The 11,323-nt window shown below is 68.5% G+C and carries 13 protein-coding genes and 1 tRNA gene; 5 read left to right on the forward strand and 9 right to left on the reverse strand.

The window, feature by feature from the left end:
• Nucleotides 1-129: 129 nt before the first annotated feature.
• Nucleotides 130-1,275 carry a L,D-transpeptidase gene (locus ACWFRB_RS25570; RefSeq protein ID WP_452644036.1) on the reverse strand — a complete coding sequence of 382 codons (1,146 nt, stop codon included), beginning with the start codon at nt 1,273-1,275 and terminating at the stop codon, nt 130-132.
• A 365-nt stretch (nt 1,276-1,640) separates the two neighbouring features.
• On the opposite strand from ACWFRB_RS25570, the gene ACWFRB_RS25575 reads away from it, so the two are divergent.
• Nucleotides 1,641-1,713, forward strand: a tRNA-Lys gene (locus tag ACWFRB_RS25575).
• Between the two features lie 89 nt (nt 1,714-1,802).
• Here ACWFRB_RS25575 and ACWFRB_RS25580 read toward each other — a convergent pair.
• Both ACWFRB_RS25580 and ACWFRB_RS25585 read right to left on the reverse strand, forming a co-directional pair.
• Nucleotides 1,803-2,288 carry a hypothetical protein gene (locus ACWFRB_RS25580; protein WP_452644021.1) on the reverse strand — a complete coding sequence of 162 codons (486 nt, stop codon included), beginning with the start codon at nt 2,286-2,288 and terminating at the stop codon, nt 1,803-1,805.
• An 8-nt stretch (nt 2,289-2,296) separates the two neighbouring features.
• Nucleotides 2,297-2,518: a DUF3618 domain-containing protein gene (locus ACWFRB_RS25585; protein WP_136910318.1), complete on the reverse strand. Its 222-nt coding sequence runs from the start codon at nt 2,516-2,518 to the stop codon at nt 2,297-2,299.
• A 127-nt stretch (nt 2,519-2,645) separates the two neighbouring features.
• Here ACWFRB_RS25585 and bcp point away from each other — a divergent pair, with 127 nt between their 5' ends.
• Entirely contained in the window at nt 2,646-3,119 is a 474-nt protein-coding gene (gene bcp, locus ACWFRB_RS25590) for a thioredoxin-dependent thiol peroxidase (RefSeq protein ID WP_027499805.1), read from the forward strand.
• A gap of 15 nt (nt 3,120-3,134) precedes the next feature.
• Here the strand turns inward: bcp and ACWFRB_RS25595 are convergent, their stop codons facing one another.
• From ACWFRB_RS25595 to ACWFRB_RS25610, 4 genes are all read right to left on the reverse strand, one after another.
• Nucleotides 3,135-4,481, reverse strand: a complete 1,347-nt coding sequence (locus tag ACWFRB_RS25595) for a M20/M25/M40 family metallo-hydrolase (RefSeq protein ID WP_452644022.1) — start codon at nt 4,479-4,481, stop codon at nt 3,135-3,137.
• Nucleotides 4,482-4,514: 33 nt separating this feature from the next.
• The gene (locus ACWFRB_RS25600) at nt 4,515-4,991 is read right to left on the reverse strand and encodes a hypothetical protein (RefSeq protein ID WP_452644023.1); all 477 of its coding nucleotides are present in this window, start codon (nt 4,989-4,991) and stop codon (nt 4,515-4,517) included.
• The gene (locus ACWFRB_RS25605; RefSeq protein WP_452644024.1) at nt 4,991-6,460 is read right to left on the reverse strand and encodes an APC family permease; all 1,470 of its coding nucleotides are present in this window, start codon (nt 6,458-6,460) and stop codon (nt 4,991-4,993) included. The genes ACWFRB_RS25600 and ACWFRB_RS25605 overlap by 1 nt, the downstream gene beginning before the upstream one ends.
• Nucleotides 6,461-6,631: 171 nt before the next feature.
• Nucleotides 6,632-7,375, reverse strand: coding sequence for a TetR/AcrR family transcriptional regulator (locus ACWFRB_RS25610; RefSeq protein ID WP_452644026.1), 744 nt, complete (start codon nt 7,373-7,375; stop codon nt 6,632-6,634).
• Between the two features lie 103 nt (nt 7,376-7,478).
• Between ACWFRB_RS25610 and ACWFRB_RS25615 the strand changes: the two genes are divergently transcribed.
• The 3 genes from ACWFRB_RS25615 to ACWFRB_RS25625 all read left to right on the forward strand — a co-directional run bounded on the left by ACWFRB_RS25615 (nt 7,479) and on the right by ACWFRB_RS25625 (nt 10,008).
• A complete protein-coding gene (locus ACWFRB_RS25615; RefSeq protein ID WP_452644028.1) occupies nt 7,479-8,450 on the forward strand; it encodes an ATP-binding cassette domain-containing protein in 972 nt (323 codons plus the stop codon).
• Nucleotides 8,447-9,226 (forward strand): ABC transporter permease, encoded by a 780-nt coding sequence (locus tag ACWFRB_RS25620; RefSeq protein WP_452644029.1) that lies wholly within the window; start codon nt 8,447-8,449, stop codon nt 9,224-9,226. Before ACWFRB_RS25615 ends, ACWFRB_RS25620 begins: the two co-directional genes overlap by 4 nt.
• 92 nt (nt 9,227-9,318) lie before the next feature.
• On the forward strand, nt 9,319-10,008 hold the full coding sequence (locus tag ACWFRB_RS25625; protein ID WP_442970186.1) for a TetR family transcriptional regulator: 690 nt from the start codon (nt 9,319-9,321) through the stop codon (nt 10,006-10,008).
• Between the two features lie 9 nt (nt 10,009-10,017).
• Here ACWFRB_RS25625 and ACWFRB_RS25630 read toward each other — a convergent pair whose 3' ends face one another.
• Both ACWFRB_RS25630 and ACWFRB_RS25635 read right to left on the reverse strand, forming a co-directional pair.
• Nucleotides 10,018-10,764, reverse strand: coding sequence for a MerR family transcriptional regulator (locus ACWFRB_RS25630; protein ID WP_452644032.1), 747 nt, complete (start codon nt 10,762-10,764; stop codon nt 10,018-10,020).
• A 20-nt stretch (nt 10,765-10,784) separates the two neighbouring features.
• On the reverse strand, nt 10,785-11,264 hold the full coding sequence (locus ACWFRB_RS25635; RefSeq protein ID WP_452644034.1) for a DUF6194 family protein: 480 nt from the start codon (nt 11,262-11,264) through the stop codon (nt 10,785-10,787).
• Between the last annotated feature and the right edge of the window lie 59 nt (nt 11,265-11,323).

Genomic DNA, 11,323 nt, shown 5'->3' on the forward strand with positions numbered 1-11,323 from the left:
GCTGATCCTCAGATAGTGGAATTCGTGCACGCATACAACTGCTCCCCGGAAGTCGGAACTGAATTTCTCAGTCCAACTTCCGGGGAGCAGTTCAGTTGTGGGTGCGGGGCCCTCGCTACGGCCGCACGATCAGGCGTTGCCTGCCTTCCATGTCGCCCACGGGATGTTCCAGTCACCGAGGCCGTCGGTGCCGGACAGCGTGCCGCCCACGGTGTTCTTCACGATCGCCAGGTCGCCGCGCTTGGTGTTCTCGTACACCCACCGGGCGTTGGCAGGGCTGAGGTTCAGGCAGCCGTGGCTGGTGTTGCTGGATCCCTGCTGGCCGACCGACCACGGCGCTGAATGGAAGAAGATGCCGCTGTAGGACATTCGGGTCGCCCAGTCGACCGGCGTCTTGTAGCCCTGCGGGGAGTTCACCGGCACCCCGTACGTGGACGAGTCCATCACCAGGTTCGCGAACCGGTCACCGATGATGTACACCCCGTTGTCGGTGGGCGAGCTGTCCTTGCCCATCGACGTCGGCATCGTCATGACCACCTGGCCGTTGCGCTCGAAGGTGACCTGCTTGGTGTTGTCGTCGGCGTACGCGATCATCGAGTCGCCGATCCGGAACTCGCGGTGCTCGTTCGCCTGACCGAACAGGGTGCCGCCCAGGTTGCGGCCGAAGACGTTGACGTCCACCGTCACCGCGGTGCCAGGGGCCCAGTAGTTCTCGGGACGCCAGCGCACCTCGCGGTCGTTGACCCAGTAGAAGGCGCCCGGCACCGGGGGGTTGGTGACGACGGTGATGGCGTCCTGCGCGGCCTTGCGGTCCGGGATCGACTCGTCGAACTGCACCGCGACGGGCTGGCCGATCCCGACGACGTCCCCGTCCCCCGGCATCACGTACGGCTTGGTGACGTTGCCCGGCGAGCTGGTCGCGAAGCTCGAGACCGTCGTGCTCGCGCCGCCCAGCCCGAAAGCGTCGGCCTGCAGACGGTATTCGCCGTTGTAGGTGAGCGGCTGCGTGTTCACCCATGACTGACCGTCCGGGGCGATGGCGCCTGCCACCGGGTTGCCGGACTCGTCGAGCAGCGTGACCTTCGACAGCTTGCCGTCCGTTACCCGGACCGCGACGGGCTCGCCGGGCGAGTGCCCGACCGCGCCGTCCGCGACGACCGACGTCACCTTCGGCTTGATCAACTCGAACACCGGGTTCAGATCGATGGCCGCCTGTGCGGGCGCCGCCTCGGCATCCTCACCGAACTGCACCGTGCACCCTGTCGCCACGAGCATCGCTGCCGCCGCGAGAGCCACCGCACTCAGCGTTCCCCGTATGGTCGCCACCCTGATCCCCACCCTCATGTACTCGAAGCCACTAAACACACCATCCACAACCGGCCGCCACATGGCGCACACCGGAGGCGCAGAGCTGTGAACTGCCATGATGCCAGGCTCGGCGCCATGCCAGCCAACAGCGTCCCTGCCGACCCAATAACGTTCACATTCCAATCGCCACACGGGCCGCAAGCGTTACCCGCACAGGGCCCTGACCAGCCCATCGAGTGCCGAGAGGGTGCTGATTTGCATTCGCTCGGATCGCTCGTCTAATGTTCTCCACGTCGCAGAGAGCGGGGCGCGAGTCCCGAGCGAGTGACAATGCGCCTATAGCTCAGTTGGTAGAGCAAGTGACTCTTAATCACTGGGTCCGGGGTTCGAGTCCCTGTGGGCGCACACGAGAAGGCCCCGACCTCACGGTCGGGGCCTTCTTTGTCGTTGTGGGGCAGGCCTCGTTGCCGGGAAGGGCCCGCGGGGCGCGGTCCTCAGTTCGCGAAGTGCCGTCGCAGCTTTCGGTGCCGGTGCGCGAAGAACCGGCCGAGCACCCGCTCCAGTAGCCGGGGCAGCCCGGGGACGGCGGCGATCGGACCGCGCGGCTCGAAACGCACTCGGTCGCGCACGAGGGTGCGTCGCGCGCCCTCGGCGGTCAGGGTCCGCTCGTGCTCCCACGTCCGCATCGAGGCCATCGTCGAGCGCTCGAGAAACCGGTGACCCGGCTCCAGGTCGGCGAGCATCAGGTCGTCATGGTCGAACGGGACGATGCCGAACAGATACAGCCGGCATCGTCCGACCTTGCGGCCGACCTCAACGGTGTCCACCGTCAGCCCCCGCGCGCCCCTGGGCATCGCCATCCGCAGCAGCGGCATCATCTCGTCGTTGATGCCCTGCGGGGTGACGATCCGCGACCAGACGGCCTCGCGCGGCGCCTCGACGACCGAGGTCCGCTCGAAGGTGCGGAATCGGGTGGACACCGCGTCGATCAGCGGAAGATCTTGCGCAGCACCAGTACCGCGACCAAGGCGCCCGCGCCGATCAGGGCGAACTTGACCGGCGGCTCGTTGACCTTGGCGACCAGGCCGGCCTTGGCGTTCTCGACCAGTCGCTTCGGGTTGGTGCGGACGCTCAGTTCGTCGAGCGTGCTCGCGAGCTGGTTGCGCGCCTGCTCGATGTCGCGCTCGATGCTCTCGGTGTCCCTGGGCACGTGGATCCCACTTTCTCTCATCGTCGATCTTGCTTGGTCATGACCGTACCGCTGCGGTGCGCGTCGGCGCAGGGAGGAACCGCCGAGGTCCGGTGTCACGGCCGCGACTGCCAGTAACCTGGTCGGCGTGACCGAGAACATCAGACTCGCCGCCGGGGACACCGCGCCCGGCTTCACCCTTCCCGACGCCGACGGCAAGGAGGTCTCGCTCGCCGACTACCGCGGACGCAAGGTGATCGTGTACTTCTACCCGGCGGCCAGCACCCCCGGCTGCACCAAGCAGGCCTGCGATTTCCGGGACAACCTGGCCGAGCTGAACGGTGCGGGCCTGGACGTCGTCGGCATCTCCCCCGACAAGCCCGCGAAGCTGGCCAAGTTCCGCGACAACGAGGAGCTCACCTTCCCGTTGCTCTCGGATCCGGAGCGCGAGACGCTCAAGGCCTGGGGCGCGTTCGGCGAGAAGACCATGTACGGCAAGACCGTGCAGGGTGTTATCCGCTCCACTTTCCTGGTCGACGAGCAGGGCAAGATCGAGGTTGCCCAGTACAACGTCCGGGCCACCGGTCACGTCGCCAAGCTGCGCCGCGACCTGTCCGTCTGATCCCGACCCAGCGATTCAGCGGGTAGCGGCGAACCGTCCGAGGAACAGCGCCTCCGCGACCGCGAGGTTCTCGATCTCGGACGGGTCGACGCTCTCGTTGGGGGCATGGATGAGGCAGCGCGGCTCCTCGACCCCGAGCATCACGATCTCCGCACCGGGGATCATGGTCGCGAAGACGTTGCACAGCGGGATGGAGCCGCCCTGCCCCACGGTGCCGAGCGGCTTCCCGAAGGCCTCGGCCATGGCGTCGGCGAGGGCCGCGTAGCCGGGCCCGTCCGTGCTGGCGCGGAACGGCGATCCGATCTGCTCCGGTTCGACCGTCACCCGCGCACCCCACGGCGCGGCGGCCTCCAGGTGCGCGATCAGCGCATCCTGCGCCTTCTGCGGGTCCATCCCAGGCGGAACCCGGAGGTTCAGTCGCGCCGACGCCCTCGGCTGGATCGCGGCGGCCGACCCCACGACCGGCGGGCAGTCCATCCCGAGGATCGTCAGCGCCGGCCTGGCCCACACCGAATCCGCGACCGAACCCGAACCCGGCAGGCCCACCCCGTCGAGCACCCCGGCGTCGGCGCGGAACTGCGCCTCGGCGTATTCGGCACCGTCCCACCGCTGCCCGGAGTCCAGGCCCTCGACCACGGTGTTGCCGTCCTCGTCGCGGAGCGTGGCCAGCATCTGCACCAGCGCGGCGAGGGCGTCGGGCGCGGGCCCGCCGAACATCCCGGAGTGCACCTCCCCCGCCATCGTCTCGACGTGCACGACGACGTTCGCCATCCCGCGCAGGGTGATCGTCGCCGTCGGCTCACCGACCTCGGCGTTGCCGGTGTCCACCACCAGGATCATGTTCGCCTCGAACAGTTCGGGGCGCTGCTGCACCAACTCCTCGAGGCCGCCGGTGCCCATCTCCTCGGAGCCCTCGGCCACCACCCGGATGCCGACGGGGAACGGCGTGCCCAGTGCGCGCAACGCGAGCAGGTGCATCACGATGTTGCCCTTGCAGTCCGCCGCACCGCGCCCGTACCAGCGCCCGTCGCGTTCGGTGAGCTCGAACGGCGGGGTGTGCCAGAGCTTCTCGTTGCCCGGCGGCTGAACGTCGTAGTGACAGTAGAGAAGCACCGTCGGAGCGCCCTCAGGCCCCGGCTGATGCCCGACGACGGCATTCGAGCCGTCCGGGGTCTCGATCAGCTCGACATGACCGATCCCGGCCGCGACGAACGCGTCCCGCACCCAGTTCGCCGCGTCCGTGCACCCCTGCGGCGGGAACTGACGGGGATCGGCCACCGACTTGAAGCCCACCAGCGTGGCGAGCTCCGTGCGCGCCGTTGGCATCAGGTCCCTCACCTTGGAGCGAATCTCATCCGGCATTGCCACCTCCTTGACGGTCACCGACGGCTGCCGCTAGCTGCCGTCGACAAGTTTCAGATCGTTCAGGGTTTCCTCGAACTCGGCCGACTGGTCCGGGCAGTAGACCTCGATCACCAATCGCGCCCCCGCCACCGCGTCGTGGGTCGCGAGGATGGGGCGCTGGCCGGGCCCGGCGGCGCCGCTGACGAGTTGCTGATTGAGCACACCGGTCTTGAGCGCGTTGCCCGGGTCGGTGCACGCGGCACCGCCGTCCGATCCCAGCACCCGCGCGGTCGCCTCGACGTCGAGGGCGCCAAGGCCTGCCGACTCGAACCGCTGGGCGAGCTCGGTGGCCTTGGCGTCCGCCTCTGTGGAGCGCTTGTTCTCGTTGAAGGTGACCAGACCCCAGGCCGCCAGCCCGACGAACACCGCGAAGGCCGCCAGGTAGAGGATCCAGTGCGTGTTCTCCGGCCGCTTGTGCAGATCGTCGACGGCGGCCACGTTGACCTCGCCCTTCTCCGGAGTGGTCATCACGCCTCCTTCGCCAGCGGGTCGGCCGAGACATCCTGTTTCCATGAGGGTTTGCGCAGGGCGAGGATCAGGAGCGGGACCCCGATCCCGACGATCCCGAACCCGCCACCGACGATGAGGATGTAGACGAAGACGCTGCCGCCGCCGAACTGCGAGGGCGGCACGAACCCGATGCAGAACGCCGCGAGGCTCGAGACGATGCCGACCCAGCAGAGCAGGAACAGCGCGGGTGCGCGGTAGCCCCGCGGCTGGTCGGGCCGGTTCTTGCGCAGCCGCATCGCCGCGACGAACATCAGCAGGTACACCACGAGGTAGACCTGGGTGGTGATCACCGACAGGATCCAGTAGGCGCTGGAGACCTCAGGGATGAAGGCGTACAACAGCGCGATGAGGGTGGTCACCACGCCCTGTGCGACGAGGATGTTCTGCTGGACCCCGTGCTTGTTCAACCGCTGCAGGATCGGTGGCAGGAACCCGTCCTGCCTGCCGATCATGAGCAGCCCCTTGGAGGGACCGGCCAGCCAGGTCAGCATCCCGCCGAGCGATGCCGCGATCAGCATCAACGCCAGAATCGGTGTCGCCCATCCGAATCCGAAGTGCGCGAAGAAGATGTCGAAGGCCTGCATCACGCCCGCGGTGAGCGAGAGCTTCTCGGCGGGCACCACCCAGCTGATCGCGACGGCGGGCAGGATGAAGATGGCGAGCACCAGGCCCATCGCGACGAACATCGCGCGCGGGAACTCCGTGGCCGGCTTGCGCAGGCTGGAGACGTGGACGGCGTTCATCTCCATCCCCGAGTAGGACAGGAAGTTGTTGACGATGAGCACCAGGCTCGCGATCCCGGTCCACGCGGGGAGCAGCGCACTGAACTCCATCGGCGCCGCGGAGGGGTTGCCCTGCCCGAGGAACACCACACCCATGACGATCAGCAGCACGCCCGGGATCAGGGTGCCGAGAACGAGTCCGGCACTGGAGAGTCCGGCCACGGCCTTCATCCCTCTCGAGGAGACGAAGACCCCGGTCCAGAACAGGGTGACGATGATGATCGCGGTGTATAGCCCGTTCGAGGCCAACGCCGGATTGATCACGTAGGCGAACGTGCTGGCCACGTAGGCCAACAACGTCGGGTAATAGAAGATCGTCATCGCGAACTGGCACCAGACCGCGAGGAAGCCCGCCTTGTCGGAGATGCCCTCACCCACCCAGCGGTAGACCCCGCCGGACCAGCCCGAGGCGAGCTCGGCCGCCACCAGCGAGGTCGGCAGCAGGAACACGATCGCCGGAACGATGTAGAGGAACACGCACGCGAGGCCGTATATCGCCATCGACGGCGCGGAGCGCAGGCTGGCGACCGAACTCGTGGTCATCATCGCCAGCGCGATCCAGGTGATGTACTGCTGCCGGGGTGCGACGGGGAGTCGCCTCGGCGTCGCGGCGCTGTCCGCCGGACCCTCTGTGTCAACGCTCATCGGTTCCCACCAATCGACGTCGGACCGGGTCACCGACGCGACCGCGGGCTTCCCCATGCACTATTCCCCCAGCGCAACGGATTTGCAGCGGATCACGCGCTTCCAGGAGGCGAATTCACCCGGTTCGGATGAGGGGTGCGCGCCCGCAAACGACGCCCGAGCACCGGCCGCTCAGCGATGCGCGTCGACCAACTTCTCGATGCCGTCGAGCAGCAGGTCGAGGGCGAACCGGAAATCCGCATCCGCCCACCCGAGGTCCTCGTCCCGGGGGTCGTCCTCGAAAGCGCCTTCCGACACCGCCCGGAGCAGGTGCGGGAACCGGTCCGGATCGAGCAGCGCGGGCAGGATCGAGGCGTACTCACCGTCCTCGGCCGCGGCCGCGACGGCGATGTCGTTGGAGAACCGGGCCCGGCCGACGACGTAGAGCGAGGTGTTCAGCACCACCTTGACCCTGAGCGCCTCCGGGAGTGGAGTCTCGCTCAGGCGCGCCAATCCCGCGTCGAGCCAACGCATGTTGTTCGGACCCGTCGGCGGCGCGACGATCGGCAGCTGCAGCCACCACGGGTGCCGCAGCACGCCCTCACGCTCGGCGATCGCCCACTGTTGCAGGCCCTCCCGCCAACCCAGCCCCTGAGCGAACTCGGGCGGCGGACCGAGAGCCCGGTCCGAGATCAGCTCGATCAGCTCGTCCTTGCTCTCGACGTACCGATACAGCGACATGGTGGTGAACCCGAGCGCCTTGGCAACCCGGCTCATGGACAGCGCGGCCACCCCCTCGCTGTCCGCGAGTTCGATTGCCGCATCGAGTATCTGCTCGAGACTCAGTCCGCGGCGCGGTCCCCGGCTGCCCGGTTCGGCCAGCCCCCACGCGAGCTTGATCTTCCGCGGAAGCTCCGGGCCGCCACTGGTTTCCATCCGCTCTGTGCTCCTGTCCTCGAACTCTTGCGCCAATCCTAAAACTGTGTATGGTCTACACCAAGGTATATGACATACACAGTTTCGCGAAAGGGTAGATCCCATGACCAGACCCGACTCCTCCGGCGCGATCTCCGTCGCCGGGCTCACCAAGTCCTACGGCGACCACACCGTGCTCGACGGACTCGACCTGTTCGTGCCCGAGGGCGGGGTGTTCGCCCTGCTCGGTGCCAACGGCGCGGGCAAGACCACCACCGTCCGGATCCTGTCCACCCTCTTGCCCTTCGACTCCGGCACCGTCACCGTGGCCGGCCACGATCTACCCGGATCCGCGCAGGCGGTCCGCAGCAGCATCAGCGTCACGGGTCAGTACGCGGCGGTCGACAAGCTGCTCACGGGCCGGGAGAACCTCGCGCTCATCGGCGAGCTCAATCACCTCGGCAGGCGCGAGTCGCGGCGCCGCGCCGCCGAACTCCTTGACCGCTTCGCCCTCGCGGACGTCGCGGACCGTCGGTCCGAGACCTACTCGGGCGGCATGCGGCGGCGCCTCGACCTGGCGATGAGCCTGGTGGCGAACCCGAAGGTGGTGTTCCTCGACGAACCGACCACCGGACTCGACCCGCGCAGTCGCCGCGACATGTGGACCGTCATCCGCGAGCTGGTGGCGAGCGGCGTGACGATCTTCCTCACCACGCAGTACCTCGACGAGGCCGACGAGCTCGCCGACCGGATCGCCGTGATCGACGGCGGCCGGATCGTGGCCGAGGGCACCGCCGACGAACTCAAGCGGCTCGTCCACGGCGGCCACATGGAGCTGCAGCTCACCGATCCCGCCCAACTGGACCGGGCCGCCGGCGCCTTGCCCGGGTCCGTCGCGCGGCCCGAGACCCTCACCGTCGAGGTGCCGACCGACGGCAGCATCGCGTCCCTGCGGGCCCTGCTCGACCGCATCGACGACGACATCTCGGTCGAGAAGTTCGCACTGCACACGCCCGACCTCGACGACGTCTTCTTCGCCCTCACCGGCTCGCCCCGCGACGCCGACGCCCCGACCACGAAAGCAGCAGCCCGATGAGCACACCGACCTTGCCCCGCCCCGCCGTCGCCGCCGACTCGCTGGCGATGCTGCGCCGAAGCCTCAAACACCTGCTGCGCAGCCCGGACTCGATGATCATGGCGGTCGCGCTGCCGATCATGCTGATGCTGCTGTTCGTGTACGTCTTCGGCGGCGCGATCGACACCGGCACCGCGTACATCAACTACGTGGTGCCCGGAATCATCCTGCTGTGCGCGGCGTTCGGCGCCTCGACCACCGCGGTCGGAGTCTCGTCCGACATGACCGAGGGCATCATCGACCGGTTCCGCACGCTGCCCATCGCGCAGTCGTCGTTCCTGACCGGGCACGTGCTCGCCAGCGTGGTCCGCAACCTGCTCACCGGGGCGATCGTCATCGCGGTCGCGCTGCTGATGGGCTTCCGCCCGACCAGCGATCCGATGAAGTGGCTCGGCGTGATCGGGATGATCGCGGCCTTCGTCTTCGCCTTGTCGTACCTGTCGACTGCCCTCGGACTGCTGGCCAAGAACCCGGAGGCGGCGGGCGGGTTCACCTTCGTGATCATGTTCCTGCCGTACGTCAGCAGCGCCTTCGTGCCTGCCGAGACGATGCCGTCCTGGCTGCGCTGGTTCGCCGAGAACCAACCGATCACCCCGATCATCGAGACGGTCCGCGGCCTGCTGATGGGCACCCCGATCGGCAACAGCGCCTGGCTCGCGGTGGCCTGGTGCGCGGCGATCGCGGTGGTCGGGTTCGTCTGGGCCAACGTGCTGTACCGCAACCGGGTCGCCCGGTAGCTCCCCAGGTATCCGATACCCCGGGAAACACCCAGAACCCGGGGTTCATCGGATCCGGCCACAAAGACGGATAACCTGGACAGGTGGAGTCCATGACCAGCAGCCGAACCTCGCGCCGCGCGGACCCGGCCCTGGAGGCTGGCGCCGACCCAGCCGCGCTGGAGGAACTGCTCCCCCGCAAGCGGCCGACCCAGGAGCGCAGCCGCCGCAAGTTCGACGCCCTGCTCGCCTCCTCGCGGGACCTGCTCACCGATGTCGGGTTCGAGTCGTTCACCTGCGAGGAGGTTGCGTCCAGGGCCGACGTCCCCATCGGCACGCTCTATCAGTTCTTCGCCAACAAGTACGTGATCGTGTGCGAACTGAACCGGCAGGACTTCACGTCGGTGCGCGACGAACTCGAGGAGTTCAACGGCGAGGTGCCCTCGCTCGACTGGCTGCGGTTCCTGAACAACTTCGTCGATCACCTGGCGAAGCTGTGGACCTCCGACCCGTCGCGGCGCGAGGTGTGGCTGGCGATGCAGTCCACCCCTTCGACCAGGGCCACCGGGAAGATCCAGGAGAAACAGCTCGCCGAGCAGATCTCCCGGATGCTCGCCCCGCTGACCCCACGCACCGAACGCGATCGCCGCACGATGATGGCCGAGGTCCTCGTCCACGTCGTCTACTCGATGCTCAACTTCTCGGTCCAGGACGGTCAGAGCCACGCCGACGCCGTCGACGAGCTGAAGCGGCTGATGGCCGCGTACCTACTCGTCGCCGAGAAGGAATCCCGCTCCACCTGAGCCGGGCCGTCACGAACCGGCACGGTCCGCGTTCGCCACGATCGCGTCGTGCACGTACCGCGCGAAGCCCGGCGCCACCTCGTCCCACTGTGCGACGGTCGCGGGGTCGGACACGTAGTGCGCGGCCACCTTTCGGTGCTGCCGGTGGCTGCACGGGAAGAACCAGCGCGCCAGGTGCGTCCGGTGGTCCTCGGCGGCCCGCATCGCGACCTCGCCGTCGGCGGGCTCGCCCGCGGCCAACGCCGCCGCGAAGGCCGCGATGTCGGCGTCGGCCTCAGCCTTGATCGCCGCCCAGTCCTCCTTCGTGTAGGCCGCCGTGTGGCCGTCCACACCCCACTGCTCCTCGGCCTCCGCGAGCGCGGCACCGAAGCGGTCGGTGTCGAAGATCTCGAGCTGCTCGGCTGCGGTCAGCGCGATGCCCGAGCCGCGCGCCCGCAGCTCGCGTTCGACGGCGTCGAGCAGGCCGTCGATGCGGGCCCGGCGCTCGCGCAGCAGCCGGTGCTGTCGGCGCAGGTGGGCGCCCGGCCGCACCGCGGGGTCGGACAGGATCTCCGCGATCTCCTCGAGGCCGAACTCGAGTTCCCGGTAGAACAGGATTTGCCGCAGCCGCGCGACGTCGACGTCCGTGTACCGCCGGTGGTTGGCGGCGCTGCGCGCGTGCGGCATCAGCAGCCCGATGGCGTCGTAGTGGTGCAGGGTCCGCACCGAGACGCCGGACAGCCGCGCGAGGTCCCCGACCGTGTACCCGTCGTCCATCCTTCGATCATCGCCCACCGTCACCCGGTCCGGTGGCGGCGCGCGGCGTGCGCGTGGGCCCGGCCGAGCAGGTCCAGCACCAGCTTGAGGCTCGTCCGCGTGGGACACACGATCGACACCCAGGACTGCGCGGCGTACGTCGGGTGCGGCAGCAGCCGGTCGCCGACGGTGAAGTCGATCCCGTCCGCGCGCTCGGCGTGCGCCGCGGGCGGGTACCCGAGCAGGTCCTCGAACCCGGCCCGACCGACGCCGAAGTTGACGCGGAACGCACCCTCGCGGTCCAGCGCCGAGTAGGTGTCCCAGCCGGGCACGTCCCGGGTGACGATCGTCGCGAACGGGAACTTCCGGTCCGGGTCGAGGTGAAAATACGAGTCACCCCAGGCGGCCTGGGGCGCACCGCTCGCCTCGTCGGCGGTCACCACGACCACCCCTGGCAGCCGCGTCGCCGCGGCGATCACGTCCCGTTCCGTCAGCATCTCGTCGTTCTGGTCTGCGCTCATGCCGCCACGCTAGGACCTCACGTCGCGTCAGGTGCAAGGCCGCCGGACACGAACGAGGC

This window comes from Rhodococcus sp. NPDC055112, assembly GCF_053607505.1.

Coding starts and splice junctions, on each gene's coding strand:
- ACWFRB_RS25570 (WP_452644036.1), bottom strand. CDS start 1,275: ATGCTCGTGGCGACAGGGTGCACGGTGCAGTTCGGTGAGGATGCCGAG.
- ACWFRB_RS25595 (WP_452644022.1), bottom strand. CDS start 4,481: ATGCCGGATGAGATTCGCTCCAAGGTGAGGGACCTGATGCCAACGGCG.
- ACWFRB_RS25600 (WP_452644023.1), bottom strand. CDS start 4,991: ATGACCACTCCGGAGAAGGGCGAGGTCAACGTGGCCGCCGTCGACGAT.
- ACWFRB_RS25605 (WP_452644024.1), bottom strand. CDS start 6,460: ATGAGCGTTGACACAGAGGGTCCGGCGGACAGCGCCGCGACGCCGAGG.
- ACWFRB_RS25610 (WP_452644026.1), bottom strand. CDS start 7,375: ATGGAAACCAGTGGCGGCCCGGAGCTTCCGCGGAAGATCAAGCTCGCG.
- ACWFRB_RS25615 (WP_452644028.1), top strand. CDS start 7,479: ATGACCAGACCCGACTCCTCCGGCGCGATCTCCGTCGCCGGGCTCACC.
- ACWFRB_RS25620 (WP_452644029.1), top strand. CDS start 8,447: ATGAGCACACCGACCTTGCCCCGCCCCGCCGTCGCCGCCGACTCGCTG.
- ACWFRB_RS25625 (WP_442970186.1), top strand. CDS start 9,319: ATGACCAGCAGCCGAACCTCGCGCCGCGCGGACCCGGCCCTGGAGGCT.
- ACWFRB_RS25630 (WP_452644032.1), bottom strand. CDS start 10,764: ATGGACGACGGGTACACGGTCGGGGACCTCGCGCGGCTGTCCGGCGTC.
- ACWFRB_RS25635 (WP_452644034.1), bottom strand. CDS start 11,264: ATGAGCGCAGACCAGAACGACGAGATGCTGACGGAACGGGACGTGATC.